This window comes from Flammeovirga sp. SubArs3 (genome assembly GCF_947387565.1).
Lineage (GTDB): Bacteria > Bacteroidota > Bacteroidia > Cytophagales > Flammeovirgaceae > Flammeovirga > Flammeovirga agarivorans.
Map to the genome: position 1 here is coordinate 472921 of NZ_CANDOA010000002.1, position 18683 is coordinate 491603.

Annotated in this window: 17 protein-coding genes; 8 read left to right on the top strand and 9 right to left on the bottom strand. The window is 33.0% G+C overall.

All coding sequences use genetic code 11. The annotated features are described in order from the left end of the window. Positions 1–125 precede the first annotated feature (125 nt). Positions 126–1232: a T9SS type A sorting domain-containing protein gene (locus tag QL232_RS06460; RefSeq protein WP_281613511.1), complete on the bottom strand. Its 1107-nt coding sequence runs from the start codon at positions 1230–1232 to the stop codon at positions 126–128. A 314-nt stretch (positions 1233–1546) separates the two neighbouring features. Here QL232_RS06460 and QL232_RS06465 point away from each other — a divergent pair, with 314 nt between their 5' ends. Together QL232_RS06465 and QL232_RS06470 are read left to right on the top strand one after the other, a co-directional pair. Next, the gene (locus tag QL232_RS06465; protein WP_168880637.1) at positions 1547–1801 is read left to right on the top strand and encodes an autorepressor SdpR family transcription factor; all 255 of its coding nucleotides are present in this window, start codon (positions 1547–1549) and stop codon (positions 1799–1801) included. A 5-nt stretch (positions 1802–1806) separates the two neighbouring features. After that, positions 1807–2463, top strand: a complete 657-nt coding sequence (locus QL232_RS06470) for an SdpI family protein (RefSeq protein ID WP_281613512.1) — start codon at positions 1807–1809, stop codon at positions 2461–2463. Between the two features lie 137 nt (positions 2464–2600). On the opposite strand, the gene cysS is transcribed toward QL232_RS06470, so the two are convergent. Further along, positions 2601–4106 carry a cysteine--tRNA ligase gene (gene cysS, locus QL232_RS06475; RefSeq protein ID WP_281613513.1) on the bottom strand — a complete coding sequence of 502 codons (1506 nt, stop codon included), beginning with the start codon at positions 4104–4106 and terminating at the stop codon, positions 2601–2603. Positions 4107–4386: 280 nt separating this feature from the next. Between cysS and QL232_RS06480 the strand changes: the two genes are divergently transcribed. After that, the gene (locus tag QL232_RS06480; RefSeq protein ID WP_281613514.1) at positions 4387–5079 is read left to right on the top strand and encodes a diphthine--ammonia ligase; all 693 of its coding nucleotides are present in this window, start codon (positions 4387–4389) and stop codon (positions 5077–5079) included. A 12-nt stretch (positions 5080–5091) separates the two neighbouring features. Here QL232_RS06480 and QL232_RS06485 read toward each other — a convergent pair whose 3' ends face one another. Together QL232_RS06485 and QL232_RS06490 are read right to left on the bottom strand one after the other, a co-directional pair. Then, entirely contained in the window at positions 5092–5970 is an 879-nt protein-coding gene (locus tag QL232_RS06485; protein WP_168880641.1) for an NAD(P)H-binding protein, read from the bottom strand. A 236-nt stretch (positions 5971–6206) separates the two neighbouring features. After that, positions 6207–9140 carry an FAD-binding and (Fe-S)-binding domain-containing protein gene (locus QL232_RS06490; RefSeq protein WP_281613515.1) on the bottom strand — a complete coding sequence of 978 codons (2934 nt, stop codon included), beginning with the start codon at positions 9138–9140 and terminating at the stop codon, positions 6207–6209. Between the two features lie 261 nt (positions 9141–9401). Here QL232_RS06490 and QL232_RS06495 point away from each other — a divergent pair, with 261 nt between their 5' ends. Further along, positions 9402–9947: a hypothetical protein gene (locus tag QL232_RS06495; RefSeq protein WP_281613516.1), complete on the top strand. Its 546-nt coding sequence runs from the start codon at positions 9402–9404 to the stop codon at positions 9945–9947. Between the two features lie 43 nt (positions 9948–9990). On the opposite strand, the gene QL232_RS06500 is transcribed toward QL232_RS06495, so the two are convergent. After that, positions 9991–10935 carry a hydrogen peroxide-inducible genes activator gene (locus tag QL232_RS06500; protein WP_168880644.1) on the bottom strand — a complete coding sequence of 315 codons (945 nt, stop codon included), beginning with the start codon at positions 10933–10935 and terminating at the stop codon, positions 9991–9993. A 299-nt stretch (positions 10936–11234) separates the two neighbouring features. Here QL232_RS06500 and QL232_RS06505 point away from each other — a divergent pair, with 299 nt between their 5' ends. The 4 genes from QL232_RS06505 to QL232_RS06520 all read left to right on the top strand — a co-directional run bounded on the left by QL232_RS06505 (position 11235) and on the right by QL232_RS06520 (position 13588). Beyond that, a complete protein-coding gene (locus tag QL232_RS06505) occupies positions 11235–11645 on the top strand; it encodes a 6-carboxytetrahydropterin synthase (protein ID WP_168880645.1) in 411 nt (136 codons plus the stop codon). Further along, positions 11605–12336, top strand: a complete 732-nt coding sequence (gene folE / locus QL232_RS06510) for a GTP cyclohydrolase I FolE (RefSeq protein ID WP_168880646.1) — start codon at positions 11605–11607, stop codon at positions 12334–12336. Before QL232_RS06505 ends, folE begins: the two co-directional genes overlap by 41 nt. A gap of 160 nt (positions 12337–12496) precedes the next feature. After that, complete coding sequence (locus QL232_RS06515; protein ID WP_168880647.1) at positions 12497–13036, top strand: hypothetical protein; 540 nt, start codon at positions 12497–12499, stop codon at positions 13034–13036. A gap of 36 nt (positions 13037–13072) precedes the next feature. Next, the gene (locus QL232_RS06520) at positions 13073–13588 is read left to right on the top strand and encodes a hypothetical protein (RefSeq protein ID WP_281613517.1); all 516 of its coding nucleotides are present in this window, start codon (positions 13073–13075) and stop codon (positions 13586–13588) included. A gap of 455 nt (positions 13589–14043) precedes the next feature. Here QL232_RS06520 and QL232_RS06525 read toward each other — a convergent pair whose 3' ends face one another. From QL232_RS06525 to QL232_RS06540, 4 genes are all read right to left on the bottom strand, one after another. Beyond that, on the bottom strand, positions 14044–15348 hold the full coding sequence (locus tag QL232_RS06525; RefSeq protein WP_281613518.1) for a hypothetical protein: 1305 nt from the start codon (positions 15346–15348) through the stop codon (positions 14044–14046). A 52-nt stretch (positions 15349–15400) separates the two neighbouring features. Next, positions 15401–16603, bottom strand: a complete 1203-nt coding sequence (locus QL232_RS06530; RefSeq protein ID WP_281613519.1) for a hypothetical protein — start codon at positions 16601–16603, stop codon at positions 15401–15403. A gap of 56 nt (positions 16604–16659) precedes the next feature. Then, positions 16660–17364, bottom strand: a complete 705-nt coding sequence (gene radC / locus QL232_RS06535) for a DNA repair protein RadC (RefSeq protein WP_281613520.1) — start codon at positions 17362–17364, stop codon at positions 16660–16662. Between the two features lie 138 nt (positions 17365–17502). Continuing rightward, positions 17503–18117, bottom strand: a complete 615-nt coding sequence (locus tag QL232_RS06540) for a hypothetical protein (protein WP_168880658.1) — start codon at positions 18115–18117, stop codon at positions 17503–17505. Between the last annotated feature and the right edge of the window lie 566 nt (positions 18118–18683).

An 18683-nucleotide genomic window follows, 5' to 3' on the forward strand; every position in this document is an offset into this window, starting at 1 on the left:
TTTGTGTGAATTATAACAATGACAATTGACAAGTTATAGATGTATTGTCGATAATGATTGATAATAATTGACAAAAAAAGAGCATTGATTTAATATCAATGCTCTTTTTTTACTGCTTCTACTCTTTAGTTTTTTATAAACCTTGTAGAGATTTTATTATTACCTGATTGTAAGGTCACAATATAATTTCCAGGAGTAATATGACTTAATTTTTGATCTAACTTATAGATAAATGATGAAGCTTCAATGGAGTTGCTATCTTGAAAAATCACTTTACCCATTTTATCAATAACCCAAATATTTAAATCATTCCCCTCATTTAAACCAGATACCATTAGGTTGATATCACTTACTGCTGGGTTAGGGTAGATAGTCGCTGTCATGTTAAATAACAAACCTTCAGGGTAAACAGATAAGGGCCCAAAGGTTTCTGTTTGACCATCAAAGTCAACTTGAACTAATTTGTAATACATACTATTATTTACAATATCAGTATCTGTGAAAGAGTAATATTGAGTGGTTGAAGAGTTACCAGCGGCTTCCACTTCTCCTATACTTACCCAATCCACTTTATTTATTGATTTCATCACTTCAAAATGACTTGCATTAACTTCTGAAGCTGTAGCCCATTCCAAAGTTACGTTCTCCTTATCTAAATTTGCTGTAAATGAGATTAACTCAACGGGTAAGTCGGCTTCCCACCCTGTTACTTCATAATTTAATATTGATCTTATATCAGGCTCTACAATATTAAGTGGTGTATCTCTTGTTCCATCTCCTGTAACAGTAATTCCACTACCAATTGAACCTCCAATGTAAGCTGGTGTGGCGTCAAAACCATTACCTGTATTAATATTACCTGTTCCAGTAACACTTCCCATTACGACGAAATATCCTTGGTTTTTGAAAGATGCATCTCCATGTACGATCACATCTCCTTCAACGATGAACAAAACACCTTGTTCAATTGATAGTTCAGTATTTGCTTCAATAATTAAATCTCCTGCAACTACAACATAATCTGAATTACTTTCATCATCAGAATCATATTTATAATCTAGTCTAACACTAAATGTGTGATTATTGCCATCAGAATTGTCAATGGTTACGTCACCAGAACTTTTGTGAATGCCATAATCATTTGATTTTATAGTGTAATCATCAGTGATGGAAGAACTTAAAAGGATTTCTGCGGCAAAAGAATTAAAACAGCTAGCTGTAAGTATAGCCATTATAAGTAGATATTTTCTCATAAGTAGAAATATTGAAGCAGTAAGAAAATGATTTAAATGAAGAAAACTTATTTACAAGTATACGGGGTGATTAAATAAATGTTAAGCCAAAATAGGTTTTTATAAAATTATTAATAAATGTTTCTTAGGATAATACAATAATGTAAAGAACTTATTGATATTCAAAATTGTTTACTAAAAAAATTAATTTGATGTAATGTTTGAGACTTTTTCATCTTTTTAGTCATGTAATAAATAGTATTTGTTTTATTAATTAGATATTTAGATATTTGTCTAAATATTTAAATTAATCTATGAATCAGATTTTCAAAGCATTAAATGATCAGACGAGAAGAGATATCATTGAAATGCTGAAAGAAAAAGATATGAATGCTGGTGAAATTGCTAATGCGTTTAATATTTCAAAACCGAGCATATCTCATCATTTAGATATACTTAAAAGAGCAGATCTTATTGTGGGGGTAAAGAAAGGTCAGTTTGTTGAATATTCTTTGAACACTACAATTGTGGAAGAGCTGCTTTCTTGGGTACTTACACTTAAAAAATAACTATCATGAAAACTCTAAAAAAAGACTTGCTATTGCTCTTAGTTGTTATTGCTCCTATGGCGTATACCGCTTTTATATGGGATAAATTACCAGAAAAAGTACCAATGCATTGGAATGTTTATGGAGAAGTAGATCGATATGGAGAAAGATCAGAATTAGCCGCATTAGTGGTGATATTACCATTGATCTCTTACTTATTATTTTTAGTAATACCCTATATAGATCCAAAGAAGAGAATTAAGGAAATGGGAGGGAAGTATAACTCTTTGAATTGGATTATTACAGGAACGATGTCATGGATTTCATTTATGATTATTTATCATGCAATCAATGAATCAACAAATCTTGGTAGTGGTATTTTTATAGGTATCGGAATTATGATTATGCTGCTCGGGAATTACTTCAAGACCATTAGGCCTAATTACTTTGTTGGAATTCGTACACCTTGGACCTTAGAAAGTGATCAGGTGTGGAAAGAAACTCATGCATTATCAGGTAAAATATGGATGGTAGGAGGAGTAGTTTTGATACTCACAGCTTTAATTCCTAATAAAATAATAAGCTTTGCTCTGTTTATGTTAACTATCGCAGTTATTGTAATTATCCCTTTTGTTTATTCTTACCGCAGATATAAAAAAGAAATGGAATTGAAGCATGAATAATTTAACAATTATGCACTTGTGATTTCATTATTCAGTTCATAGATTTGGCGATGTATTTTCACCTATACACAAAAAAACGAGTCCTAGAATATTAATTCCAGAACTCGTTTTTTATTTATTCCATTTTATGATAAAGACTAAGCTTCGTCATAAGACCATTCTACACCATTTTTAGTGTCTTTAGCTACTACACCCATGTCTTTTAACTGAGCGCGGATAGCATCCACTTTATCATAGTCTCGAACTTCTTTTGCTTTCGCATAATCTTGAAGAATATATTCTAAAGCACTGAAGAAATGATCAGGAGTTTCCTCTTTCAAGCCTAGTACATCCTCAATAAAGGTGATGTAATAAGAGATCATATCATTAAAAGCTTGTGCTCCTAATTGAGCAGCAGGAATATTACCCGCATGAACAGCATTGATTTTCTTTAATAAATTGAAAATACCCGCCATTGCTACTGCAGTATTAAAATCATCATTCATACCTCTATAAATAGAGTTGATAATGCTTTCAATATTTTTAGCCTGTTTTTCATTTACTTCCACAGATTCGTCAGCAGTATATTTCATACTTTTTGCTAAACGAAGACCGTTCATTACTTTTCTATATCCTTTGCGGGCAGCTTGAAGTGCCTCATTAGAGAAGTCTAAAGTACTACGGTATTGTGCTTGTAAAATAAAGAAACGGATAGTCATTGGTGAATAAGCTTCCTCTAGTAACTTATGTTTGCCTTCGAATAACTCTTCTAAAGTAATAAAGTTACCCAAAGACTTACCCATCTTCTGACCGTTGATCGTAATGAGGTTATTGTGTAACCAATACTTCGCAGGCTCTACATGATTACAAGCATTAGACTGAGCAATTTCAGCTTCGTGATGTGGGAACTTGAGGTCCATTCCGCCACCATGAATATCAAAATGATTTCCTAAATACTTAGCAGACATTGCAGAACATTCTAGATGCCACCCAGGGAAACCCTCAGACCATGGAGAATTCCAACGCATAATATGCTCTGGTTCAGCTTTTTTCCAAAGTGCAAAATCCACTTGGTTTTTCTTATCACTTACACCATCTAGGTTACGAGTTCCCTCTAGCATTTCATCGATATTTCTACCCGATAGAGCGCCGTACTCTTTGTCCTGATTGTATTTTACAACATCGAAATAGACCGATCCATTAGACTCATAAGCATACCCTGATTCCATGATTTTTTGAATCATTTCTATTTGCTCAATAATGTGGCCTGTAGCTCTTGGTTCGATACTAGGAGGAAGAACATTTAAAGCATCCATGTCTTTATGGTAACGATCAGTATAGTACTGTACCACTTCCATAGGCTCAATTTGTTCTAACTTTGCTTTTTTAGCGATTTTATCTTCACCTTCATCCGCATCACCTACCAAGTGTCCTACATCAGTAATATTACGAACATAGCGTACCTTAAGATCTTGGTGTTTTAAATATCTAAAGATCACATCAAAAGTAATGGCAGGACGGGCATGTCCTAGGTGTGCATCACCGTATACGGTAGGGCCACAGACATACATTCCTACGAAAGGAGGATTAAGAGGTTCAAAAAGCTCTTTCTTTCTTGAAAGTGTGTTATAAACTTTTAGTTTTTTTCTTAAATCTGGTTGCATGTTCGCAATTTTTATATGGTAAATTCTATTGGAATTGACACAAAGCTGTAAAGAAAGACTCAAACCGAGAGACCTCTTTTAAGTGTTTTCCAATAAAAAGTATAATTTCTAAAATTTAGGGAATGGTAATTTTTACTTGACATAAGGGGTCAAGTATTGATTTCTGAGAATCAACAACATCGTAATAAGATGATATATCTTGGGGTGATATTTAAGATGCTTTTCATAAATTACCGTCAATTTGATGATCAAAATTAGAAATAAATAATTGATATAGGAAATGAAAAGAGCACTATTTCAATGGAGTGGGGGAAAAGATTCGTCATTTGCATTGTTTAAGGCCATGAAAGAGTGGAATATCGAAGGATTATTCACATCATTATCAGCAGAATTCAAAAGAATAAGTATGCATGGTGTAAGAGAAGAACTGCTGGATTTACAGGCAGAATCTATCGGTTTGCCATTGCATAAAATGTTTTTAGAAGAAGATGCCACTCACGACACTTATGATAGAGAATTAGCGGTTCACCTTAAACCTTTTGTTAACGATGGAATCAAAGACCTTATTTTAGGTGATATCTATTTAGAAGATTTGCGAAAGTACAGAGAGGACCAAATGGGAGCAATTGGTTTAACATGTAATTTTCCATTATGGGGAGGCGATACTCATCAGTTGTTTAAAGATTTTGTAGATGCAGGCTTTAAAGCGGTAACAGTAGCTGTAAATGATGAGTTGGGTGATAAATTCATAGGAAGAACATTGGATATGGACTTTTATAATGAACTTCCTGACGGTGTAGATCCTTGTGGAGAAAAAGGAGAGTTTCATACCTTTGTTTACGATGGACCTATCTTTTCAAAACCTATTCCGTTTAAAATTGGTGATAAGTTGGTAAGAGAATACAATTACAAAGATGCGGACGGAAATCATATTCATTCCAAATTTCATTTTTGTGATTTAGAAATGAAATAATATCAAAAAAGCTTACAGTAATGTAAGCTTTTTTGTTTTCTCTTTTTCAGGCATCAACTCGGGGAGTTTTCTCATAATAAACTCACTTAATGTTCGAGGTGGTCGTCCTGTAATTTCTTCAAATTGATTAGTTGGCTTTACTTTTTTAGAAATTAAAATCAATGCAGGAAGAAAAAATAAAATCAATTTATCTTTCCAAGACTTTCCCCTTAAAGAGGTCGGTAACTTATTGCTATGTTCAATTTCAAAAGGTAGTGATGCGGTAAGTTTAGCCGTCACTTCCATAAAGTTTTTATTCTGAGGTCCAGTGATAGTTACAATCTCATTTTTAAACAATTGATGATCGCTCGCCGCCATTAATATCACTTTTGCAACATCTAAAGCATCAATCCAATTTAACTTGGTCTGATAGTTAGGAACAAACAATTTTTGGTCTTTTGTGATGTCACTTTTAAAGTAAGTAATCAGATTCTGCATAAATACCGTACTTCTGATTATACTATAGTTTAACTGACTTTCTTCTAGCATTTTTTCAACATTCCCAATAGGTAAATACCATGTTTTTTGGGCGTTAAAAATAGAAGACATCACTATTTTTTTAATGTTTGATAGTTCACAAGCTTTGATGAAGTTTTGATAGTGAATTTTATCAAATGAGCTGTAAGAATCTGGTACACACAGAAATACTACATCGATATCTTTTAAAGCATCTCGATAAGTAAAGGCTTGATGAAAGTCTAGTGTTCTAAACGTAACATCTTTATTGGAGATTACACTTCGCTGTCCAGTAAATACATTAAAGTCATCACTTCTGATGGCTCTATGCATTACCGAAGCACTAATGATACTCCTGGGGGCAGTAATTAGTATGTTCTGTTTTTCTATATCCATTCCAAAGAATCAAAGGCAGTATTTTTAATAGGTCCACAAAAGTAAAAAAGCAACACTGATACACTTGTGTTTATTAACGCATATAAACATCCTTTTTTTGTTCTTTTTGGTGAATAAATATCAATTGATCGTATATATATTGTTACCTATATAATGTTAATCAATAGGTTGGATTTAGAGCAAGAAAAAAGGCGATCAACTGACCGCCTTTCTATATAAATATATTTTGTATTCAATTATTTTATTGCGTCCAGGAGGATTTCTACTGGGTGCAGTGCCGTTCTTTCAGTACCATCTTTGATTTGGTGTCTACAACTTGTACCTGCAGCTGCAATGATTACGTCTTCAGGTTGCTGTCTTACAGTTGGGAACAGTACCAATTCACCTACTTGCATAGAGATTTCGTAGTGCTCTTTTTCGTAACCAAAAGATCCCGCCATACCACAACATCCAGACGGAATAATCTGAACTTTGTAGTTCTTCGGTAAGCTCAACATTTGCTTTCCTGTTACCTGAGTACCTGTTGCTTTTTGTTGACAGTGAGTATGTAGCTTAATCAACTTTTCCTCCTCTGTAAACTGGTCTGCAGTGATTCTTCCTGCTTTCATTTCTCTAGCAATAAACTCATCGATCATTAATGCGTTTTCAGCTAAATTCTTAGCATCATCTTTTTGATGAGTATGTACAATTGAAGGATATTCGTCTCTAAAAGTCATAATCGTAGAAGGCTCGATACCAATAAGTGGTGTCTCTTCTGTGATGTAGTCTTTTAGCATCTCGATATTTTTACAAGCTAAATCCTTAGCTTCTGTAAGGAAACCTTTTGAGATATATGTTCTACCACTATCAACATGTGGTTGCCAGTGTACTTCGTATCCAAGCTTTTCTAATAGCTCAATTGTTTTCAATCCAATTTCTGTATCGTTGAAGTTAGTAAACTCATCACAGAAAATGTAAACCATTTTCTTCTCAGATTTCTTCTGAGTTCTTTTCTTCAACCAGCTCTTGAAAGTGAATTTATGAACTTTTGGAACAGAACGTTCCTGAGCAAAACCAGTGATTGATTTGAAAATACTTCCTGTAAGTGGATTACTAATCATAAGATTAAATAAACCAGGAGTAAGCATTGCTAATTGTGTCAAATTAGGGAAATTAGCAATCAATTTCGCTCTTAAAGGAGCACCGTTTGCTTGGTAATATTGATGTAAGAACTCTGCCTTCAATTTTGCAATATCTACATTTGAAGGACACTCAGATTTACAGCCTTTACAAGATAAGCAAAGATCCATCACCTCATAAATTTCATCGTGGTTGAAACGATTGATTTCATAAGGAGCTCTTAAGTATTCTCTTAATATATTGGCTCTTGCTCTTGTTGTATTCTTTTCATTTCTAGTAGCCATGTACGAAGGGCACATGGTACCACCAGTTTTTTCTGTTTTACGGCAAGCTCCAGCACCATTACAGAACTCAGCGGCTCTAATGATACCTTGTTCGTATGAAAAGTCTAGTGTTGTTTTAATTTCTGGTGTTTCGATACCAGGCATAAAACGAAGACTCTCATTCATAGGAGGAGTATCGACAATTTTATTCGGATTGAAAATATTGTCATTATCCCAAGAACGTTTTACTCTTTCAATGAGTTTAAAGTTCTTTTCTCCTACCATGAATTCAATGAACTCACCTCTCAAACGACCATCGCCATGCTCACCACTAAGAGAACCTCTGTATTTCTTAACAAGTTTCGCAATCTCTTCGGCAATGGTTTTGAACATTTTATTCCCTTCTTCTACTTTCAAGTCAAGAATAGGGCGAAGGTGTAATTCTCCAGAACCAGCATGTGCATAATGCACACAAGTCAGGTTATATTTATCTAAAGTTTTATTGAATTCGGCAATAAACGCAGGTAAATCCTCTACATCTACAGCTGTATCTTCAATTACAGGAGCTGCTTTAGGATCACCGGGTACATTTGATAATAAACCAAGCCCAGCTTTTCTTAGGTCCCATACTCTTTTAACATCACTACCTTCTACTAATTTGTAGTAATGTCCCATACCTGCAGCTTTAAAAGCTTCTTCCAGTTCTTTGGCGACTTTTCTCATTTCCTCTTCAGAGTCTCTTGAGATTTCAGTTACCAATACTGCTGCAGGATCACCGTCTAAGAAAAAGCGGTTTTTACTATGTTCGATACTGTTTTTTGTACAATCAAGAACATATTTATCCATCAACTCAACCGCTGTTGGGTCAAATTTTAGTGAAATAAGGTTGGCTTTTAATGATTCGTCAATTGAATCAAATTGTGCACAAAGTACACCTTTATATTTTGGTGGTGTTGGGTTACAGTGAAGCTTAATTTCAGTAATGAATATTAAAGTTCCTTCTGACCCAGCAATCAATTCGCAGAAGTTAAAAGGCTTGCCATTCGAATCGAAAGGTTGCATTCTTGCTAATAGATCTATGGCATATCCTGTATTTCTTCTTGGAATTGAAGGTTTAGGAAATTCTTTTGCGATTTCTTCTCTTACTTCGGCAGGAGCAAGCATCTCCTGTACATCTTTGTAAAGACGTCCTTCAAGAGTATCTAATTTGGTTTTAGCTTCAAACTCTTCTTGAGTCACTTCTTTAAAGACAGCTTCTGAACCATCACTTAAAAAGCCTCGAACTTCTAATAAGTGATCTCTTGCACTTCCGTACTTTACAGAGTTAGATCCACATGAGTTATTTCCAACCATACCTCCTACCATTGCTCTATTGGCAGTAGAAGTTTCTGGTCCGAAGAATAAATCATAGTCTTTAAGATGTTTGTTTAACTCATCTCTAATCACACCTGGCTGTAACCTTACCCAGCCTTCTTCTTTATTTACTTCAAGAATGTTGGTAAATGTTCTCGATACGTCAACAACAATACCATGTCCCACTACCTGACCAGCAAGAGAAGTACCTGCTGTTCTAGGGATTAATGAAGTATTATTCTCGTTGGCAAACTGAATTAGTGTTTTAATGTCCTCTTCGTCTTGAGGAAATGCGACAGCCAAAGGCATCTCTCTGTAAGCAGAGGCATCCGTAGCATATAATGTCTTCATCACATCATCAAAATGTAGTTGACCTTTAAGAGCCATATTCAATTTTTGAAGATGTCTGTTGCTAATATTCACTTTTGCTGTCATTTGATATTAAATTTTGAATGTTTGGAACGATTCCTTATAAAAAATCTGTTAGTTCTGTTATTCTTTTACAAATATAATATTCGTTCAGTAAATATGTTTCACTGAGGGCGTTGAATTTATAAATCAATTTGAAAAACTAATTTTTTATGTTTGGCATTATTTTTCGATTTTTGTTATTATGTACATGAGTTCAATGAAACTCAACTTACAGTTTTAGTGTATACATTAATACGGAAGTACCTATTTTTTAATTGTATGAGTATGAATAATAGTCTATTTAAGTTAATTGCGACTGTTTGTGGCATGTGGATTTTATCCATGTCTTCTGCTCATGCTCAATATTATGACGATTCTCAAATGATTGAAGATCCGTTGGTGAAGCCTACGATTTGGGCAAAATTGAAACAAACACCCACGGATGAGCATTTATGGGAAATGTACTTTGGGAAGAATCTATTTGATATTACTCCAGAGGAATATCAGCTGTATGAAGTGCTGAAAAGTGATTTGATGAAAGTTGATCAAGGTTTTCAGAGCGAACAAGAGCAAGCTAGGATTAATAGAACTTTAGCACAGCAGGCAGTAACACAAAGTGACTACGAAAGTTGGACAAGGAATATCAGTTTGAATTTTGGACAGATAGAACTTTACTTTACAGAAAGGTTTAAATCATTAGGAAGTGAATATGTTCCTTATCATGAATTGTACCCTGACGATGAGTACAACTTAACAAAGTGGGTCGATGAGCATGAATCTCGTCTCGAAGAGTTAGAAGATCTTAATGCTATTAATAACGGAGATTATTAATACAAAAAGGGCAACTTTTAGAAAGAAAGTTGCCCTTTTTATTTTATCTCCATTCTACAACAGTACCTCTGTTTCTTGTCAACATTTCTTGAGGTACGCTATCTTTAATACTTGTTTCTAATGCATCAATTAAGCTTGCCTTTGCAAAGTTTCTTGCATGGATTAAACTCACTTCTCTCATTGGCCTTTCTTCTGCGAAAGTTCTTATTTGATCTTTTGCATCTTCGGGAAGAAGGTCTGTAGCCAGTTCTGGTAGTAACGTAAAGCCACCTTCTCGGTCTACTAGGCGAATGAGCGTTTCAAGTGAACCACTTTCATACGAAATAGGTAGGCTACTATTCATCTTATTTGTCCTTTGGTAAGAGCAAAGGTTAATCATCTGATCTCTAAAGCAATGCCCAGCGCTCAATAACCAAATATCGGGAGACGCAACATCATTAAGACTTACTTCTAATTGATTTTCAAATTTATAGGTAGGATTGGTATACACCATGATCTCCTCATAAAATAATGGACGCTCCGAAATTCCTGCTTCATTAATTGGAGTAACCAGCAATCCGACATCAATTAGGTCTTTATTCAACTGATGGATAATCTCTTCAGATTGTAATTCTTTTACAGTAAGCTGAAGGTTTGGGAACTTCCTTGAGATTTCACCAACAAATAAAGGTAGGAGGTATGGAGCCAACGTAGGAATTACTCCTAGTTTAAGTTCACCACTTATTTCCCCTTTATGTTGTAAAATGATATCATCAATCTTTTTGGATTCAGCTAATACTATCTTTCCTTGTTCAATTATTTTTTTACCAATTTCTGTGGGAATAATAGGTTGCTTTCCTCTATCAAAAATAACTACATCTAAGGTTTCTTCGAGCTTCTTAATTTGCATACTCAGTGTAGGTTGAGTGACAAAACAAGCATCGGCAGCTGCAGAAAAACTTTGATATTGATCTACAGCAATAATATATTCTATTTGTGTGATAGTCATTTGCTACGTAATTTGTGTGCACAAAAATACCAACTAAACACTTCGATGAAAAATTATAATTATTGTTTTAACTAAACAATTTATTTTTTCTACGGTTATGGTTATTGAAAGGGAGATTTTTAAAGTATAACAGAAGTATTATACGTTATTTTTATGTGTTGCAACATCATTTGTGATAATGTTCTTAAACTAATTTAGATTGTTTATAGATAATTGCTTCTTCTCTTGTAACTTTGTGAATTCCTTTTTGATACATAATTTTTCGTCGTATATCCTACAAGGAGATTACAAAAGATTTAATGAAAGTAACAGTATCAAGAACGGCACATTTTAATGCGGCACATCGTCTTCATAACCCGAATTTATCTGCAGAAGAAAATGCAAAGATCTTCGGTAAATGTAATAACCCGTATTATCATGGTCATAATTATAACCTCACCGTAAAAGTAACGGGAGAGATTGACCCTATCACAGGATATGTGATTGATATGAAAGTTCTTAGAGACATCATTCAAGAGCATGTTTTGGATAAATTTGATCATAAAAATTTAAACGAAGAGTTGGACGAGTTTTCTTCAATTAATCCAACAGCAGAAAATATTTGTGTTGTGATTTGGAAGATCTTGAAAGATCAGCTTGAAGATAAATTTGACCTAAAAGTAATTTTATATGAAACAGAACGGAACTTCGTTGAATACCCTTCAATCTGATTTGATTGAAAGAAATGGTATTGAGACATATAGAGAATCAGATATAGATGAAATTGGGGATAATCACATAGGAACGTCTTATGATACTCCTATGAAGAAAGATGCTTTTGAATTATCTGATGAAGAGAAGATCAAGAAAATTTCTTCTCACTTTAAGGAAATTATGGACGTTTTGGGATTAGACTTAACTGACGACAGTTTAAGAGGAACTCCAAATCGTGTAGCAAAAATGTATGTAAAAGAAATTTTCAGTGGCTTAAACCCTGAAAATAGACCAGATATTAAGTTATTCGATAATAAGTACAAGTACGATGAAATGTTAATTGAAAAGAACATTCATTTTTACTCTAACTGTGAGCATCACTTTGTACCTATTATTGGTTTTGCACATGTTGCTTATATCTCTAATGGTAAGGTAATCGGATTATCAAAAATCAATAGAATAGTGCAGCATTATGCTAAAAGACCTCAAGTACAAGAGCGTTTGACAGTACAAATTGCTGAAGACTTGAAGAAAACTTTAGGAACAGAAGATGTTGCAGTACTTATTGATGCAAAACACTTGTGCGTATCCATGAGAGGTATTGAAGATACTTACAGTGCAACTGTTACTTCTCATTTTTCTGGTAAGTTTAAGGAAGAAGCAACTCGCAAAGAGTTCTTAAGCCTTGTTCCGAAATCATCAGAATAAAATAGATTTCAAAAATATTCTAGGAAAGAGATGGATACTACTGTGTTCATCTCTTTTCTTTTTAAGGAAATACTTTTAATTTGTATTAGAGTATTTAAAGCAAACCCTTTTCAATGCTAGATACTGTCTATAAGCTATAAACCCTTCTCTTCATAAAAACATGAAAAAATATTTATTACTCCTTCCATTCTTATTCTTCTTTCATTTATCGAATGCTCAATTTCATTTCGGAATTGGTGGTGGTGGTAGTTGGGGAGTAGGCGACTTGTCTCCTTTTTCAAGTACAGGTTTTAATGCTTATATAGAACTTTCTCATGAATTTAATGATAAGATGGAGGCAGGGTTAATGGCAAATATCAATGGTTTTGTCGCTATCCCATTGGATGCATCATTATCACAGGCTTGGTATCAGGTGCCTATTATGGTAAATGGTAGATATCTATTGATTTCAAGAGATAAAGAAAAGCTATTTCACCCTTATGTACAAGCAGGTTTAGGTGCAGTTAAATCCTATTACCTGAAAGGTTCAGGCCCAAATTTAGATCCGGAATTAGTAGATGATTTCTGGAAATTTGGCTTTAGAGGTGGATTTGGGGCAAAAGTATATATGTTCAACTTACAAATTAACTATCTTTACGGAGGTAAATTTGATGAGTATGTTTTAGGAGGGATGGAATTAACCGTCGGATTATACTTCTAATATCAAACTCTATTTCTCTTTCATTCAACTTTATCCATGAAAAAACTAACACTAACTTTTTTCTTCATTCTAGGAGTTATTTTAACCAGCCAAGCCCAGTTTCGTATGGGGTTAGGCGGAGGCGTCACCAATTTGAACAATAAAAGTGAAAATGGTCAGACTATGGGAGCTTATTTCTTTTTAGCTCCTACCTATCAAATTCAACCAAAATTGGATCTTCTTTTTCAGGTAGATGTAGCACTAGATTTATCGGGAACAGAAGCAGATATGATGTATACATCTTTGATCCCTATAGTGAGATACTATCCATGGGAGTCGACTGTACGCCCGTTTATACATGGAGGTGTCGGTGCGTTTATTACCCCAGAAAAGACACTAGATTATGGAACTGTTATAGAGGATAAGAACTCAGTAGATTTTGGTGTAAAAGTGGGTTTTGGATTTCTATTCAAAGCAATCCTTGTGAGCTGTAATTACTCTTCTGCTTATACGACTTTTGTTGATTCTTCTTCTAAAGGATATGTAGATTTATCGGTAGGATTTAGATTTTAGACATAAAAAAAACAGGAGTCACAATGTAACACCTGTTTAATCCAATTTTCAGTTCAATATAAATAAGTCTTTATATTCTTATTCAATAGAAATTGATTTTGAATAAAATAATGGGTTAATATTATCTTGAGTCAATTTCTACGTTGTGAAACAAATTAGGATCTAACAGAAAAGAATGAGATAGTCGATACTTTTTCAAGCACTAATGCTATCTACAGTTTAATTTCACGCGTTATTTTTCAATTTGTTCACTTCATTTATACTTATTAAATAAAGAGTCATTCTAATGTGATAAGTCTATCTTAGAATGATTTTTTTATTGTTTCATTATAGTAATTGTAGCGATTCTTTTTGTGTATCGTTATTTCATTACAGTACACAGAATTATATAAAAGGCCACTCATTATTTGTATGAGTGGCCTTAATTTATGTTGTTGTACCATTCTGAAGTAATGTTATTCTTCTTCTACAACATTTACTTGACTATTTCTTATATCACCTCGACTCTTTGTTGCATAAATAATAACATTACCGGAATAGATTAATTTTTCTTTCTGTTTGACCTTCAAAATATAGGGACCGGCAGGGTAATGATGAACATCAAAAATAGCATTGCTTTCCTCAATATTTGGTTTAATATCCCAAACAGATTCATTTTCTGTATGATGTAGTTTGATGTCTAAATCATCAGTTTGATCCATCTCCATATTTATTGTAAGCTTATAATTGGTTGGATTGGGATCTACCTTAGCAATACCATATTCTTCTTTATCACCATGCTCAGCAAGTAGATGTCTCACCCATACAAATTCTTCATTGTCATTCTGAACCACTCTTAATCGATAATAAGTATCTTTTGAATCATTAAAACTAGAGTCTTGAAAATCGTAAGGCGTTACCTCTTTAGTATCTACACTTGCTTTTATCTGACCTAACTCTCTATAATTCTCTCCATCATTAGATTTTTCTAAAATAAAGTGAGAACTGTTTTTCTCGTTGGCTGTTTCCCAATATAAAAATGCTGTATTATCTTTTATTTCTATATCAAAAAAGTCAACAATAGTGGGTAAGGATAAACGATAGGGGGTAACCCATTTACAAAATTTATCAGTGCCGTCGCAACTATAGGTTACAATATTGGAGATGTCTCCAACAACATTATCCTTATATTTATTTTTTACGATAGTCTCACTTTGTACTCTAATATCAGCTTCATCTCCAATTCTAAGTGTTCCATCTTTACTGTAGAAATGAAGGTCTAAATATGTAGTAGAGATATGTCCATTGATTTCAGCATCATAATTATCAATTTTGATAAAAAGTTCATGAGCATCGATTGTTCCAATACGTTCTAAAGTGAACTCTCCTGATGAACAATGAATCATAGCTTTTTGTACGGTTAACTTTCCTTCTACTATGATGGCACTTTTGGGATTAACAAAAAGTTCTTCCGTAATAAAAAGTGAACCTTTGGATGTAATAGTAAATTCTGACCCAGCAGGGACATCTACATTTTTAACAGAAATATGATGAGACCTTGTATTAAAGTCGATAATGAAAAACTTTTCCTTTACAGAAATAAAACTTTCTTTATTGGGTACCACCTTTGGAGACCAATTATTCGGGTTTTCCCAATCATCAATAGAGGAATACCTTTCAAGTAAAGGTTTTACGTTATTATAGCTTTCGGCAAATGAAAAACTAATGGAGAATAAAAAGCCTATTAGATAAATAGAAGAAATAGTTAAGAGCTTTTTCATAGTTATTATTATGTCAGTAACTGCTTATTTTTTTAGAGATAGAGTGATACTTTTAGTGTTGAATAATTATCTCAGATTTATTTATAGCTTGTCCATGGTTGAAAATTTCTAAAACATATGCTCCAGAGGTATAATTACTTACATTGAACATGACTTTTTCATTTTGCATTGGATATAGTGGAATTAATTCATAGACACTACCACTTTCAACATGAATAATTTTAAAGGTAAATACATCGTTATCAAAATGATGTATGATAACACTTAATTGATAATCTGCTGGATCTGGGTAAATAGAAATAACTTCAACTTTATCACTATCGTTATGAAAGTTTACAACTGTGACCCAGCTTTCATTTTTACCATCAAAATCTGTTTGAGTTAACCTATAGTAAATTCGTCCGTTTTGTAAATCATCATCTACAAAAGAATAATCATTTAATGTAGCTGAGTTACCGGCTCCTTTTATATTGTCTGAGATTGTTTTGAAATTTCTACCATCATAAGATTTCTCAATTGTAAAATGGCTATTATTTTCCTCGGTTGCAGTACTCCACTGTAATTCTATTTCAGTATCGTTTACAAAACCTTCAAACGTAATAAGTTCAATAGGAAGGTTTTTAGATGCTTGAGAATTAGGGAATTGATCTTTTATGATTTGTTGTAAAGCTGCAGGAATTTGATCTTTATTTTGATTAGTAATTCTGACAGGTGGGTTATGTCCTTTATTACCAAAGAAATCTCCTGCCATTGCATTCATTTTAAGTCTGTCTCCAATATAATTATGAGTACCAGGGGTACCATTTATTTGATTTGAGATATGACGCCAACCATGACTACTTGAAGATCCATAAGCATTTACATATTCACCTAATACAGCTAAAGCAGCTTTAGTACCTCTAGCTTCGTATCTAGTATCATCATGAATATCCACATTTCCTCCTATAACGACGTTTCCAGAATTAACAATGCTTACTGGTGGTTTTTGATAAGAATTGTGAGGATTCCCTGAACTTGAGTTTCGAACACCCCAAATAACAACATTACCTTTTACAATTAATTCACCTCCGTCTTGTATCTCTACTTTATCTGGAGCATTGATTATTAAATTCCCATTAATTATAACAGATTCACCATTGTGTATAATAAAGTTTGAAGGACATTGATAATTTGCTTCATTTATTACTCTATCATTTGCATAAATTGTTGTTGAAAGTAGTAATAATAATAGATTGAGAATAGATGATTTATTCATTATTTTATTTTGAGTTATGTATTGTCTATATCAAAATAATAAAATAATCATGTTTTTCATAAAATTCCTTCATCTGCAAAACTAAAATAACTGTCATTTCCAAAGATGAGATGGTCGAGAAGTGGCATTTCTAAAAACTGAGCAGCATTCTTTACTTTTTTCGTTAATGATATATCGGCCTGACTAGGCTTGACATGTCCAGAAGGATGATTATGTGATAGAATAATAGAACAAGCCCCTTTTTCTAATGCTTTTTGAAAGATGATCTTAGGATCAGCTACAGTTCCTGTCATTCCACCCATAGAAATCTTTTCTAAGGCGATTACATTATTCGACCTGCTCATAAGGACTACCCAAAGTTCTTCATGGTTTAAATCCAATAAGTAAGGGGATAACAAAGCATAAATATCTTTAGAACAACTGATTTTAGGACGAGTTGGCTTATCAGCCTCTTTACGTCTACGACCTAGTTCAATAGCTGCAGTAATAGTTACTGCTTTAGCATCTCCAATACCTTCTATTTTCTTTAACTCTTTAATAGAAAGCTGAGCTAATTTGTTAAGATCATTCTCACAATAGTTTAGGAGGAGCTGTGCGACCGAAATTGCAGATAACTTAGGAGTTCCAGAACCGATAAGAAGAGCAATTAATTCGGCATCTGTAAGAGCCTGTCTGCCTTTTTGAAGAAGCTTCTCTCTAGGTCTATCTTCTTCCGCTAGGTTTTTAATACTTAAAGAAGTATCAGCATAGTTAGTTTTCATCGTTAAGCTAGTTAGATGTAGAAAGACACAATTTAATAGAAATCTATAAGCAAAAAAAGAGGTTGCCACTGAATGACAACCTCTCCCAATAAAGTATGAAATGAAATGAATTATTACTTATTATTTATTATGTCTTTATTAAAGTACTGAGAATGAATCAGTGTAAGCAACACCGTCGATTACCATCTCAGCAAAGTAAGTACCTTTTGGTAGCTCTGATAAGTCAAAACGTTTTACGTTTTTCGCACCAGCAACAAACTTAGTGTTGTAGATTTCGTCACCGTTATCAGCTTTAAGAGATAACTTTACAAAACCTTTAACATTGCTACCTACGATCATGTTTAATTGATCTTTTACTACAGATACTTTAAACTTTTGGTTTGAAGTAGCTAGTTGATAGTTCATCATTACTGCTGTTTTATTAGAAGTAATATAGAAGTCTCTAACCATCATTTTATCTTCAAACTGTAACTTAAAGTTATATTTTCCTTCAGGTAATGCTTTGAAATTAATGTCTTCTTTAACTTTTCCTGAAGCAATAACTGTTTTTGTCATAAATATTTTACCAGCTTCATTAGATATTGTGAAGTTAACTTCTTCTCCTTCTAAGTTATCTAATAATAATGTAGCTGAAGTTCCGTTTTCAGAAGTTTTAAAGAAATATGAAATTCCGTTAAATGGTAAATATAATTCTGAAGCGTAAGAACTAAATGTCAATAAGAAAGCAACGAATACTAATGTTAATTTTTTCATGATTTTTAAATTATATAATAATGATAATATGTTCTTCTTTATTTCCGTTCTCGTCATTGAGAACATTACAAAGGTGTGGTAAAAAATTCTTTCGTCAAAATGAATTTGAGTAAAATTTTATAAGTGTAAAATGCCTATTTAATTATTTATTATTCCGTTGTAAATACACTTATATGTTTTTTATTTTATAAGTGTAATCTGATCCCGTAGTATGATTTTGAATTATTGATGAATCATCGACTTATATTTTATAAGTGTACGGAGCAACACTTAAATGAATAAATTTTAAAATAAAATGTTAATGAAATACAATGAAATTATATTTTTAAAAATTATGTTGATTTATATCAAAAATAACCTCAATAAGTGTAAGATTTCCTATTTCTTATTTTGAATATAAATAAGTGAATAATTATTCGAAATATTGATTTATAGTCTCTTATGAATTTAATGTTAAGTGACTATTGATTAAATAAGAAGGGAATTGAATCTAGAATTTCTTTCAAATTAAATTCTATTACTTCAGAGGAATGTTGATAATTAGGTTTGAGTTGAGATATGAGTTG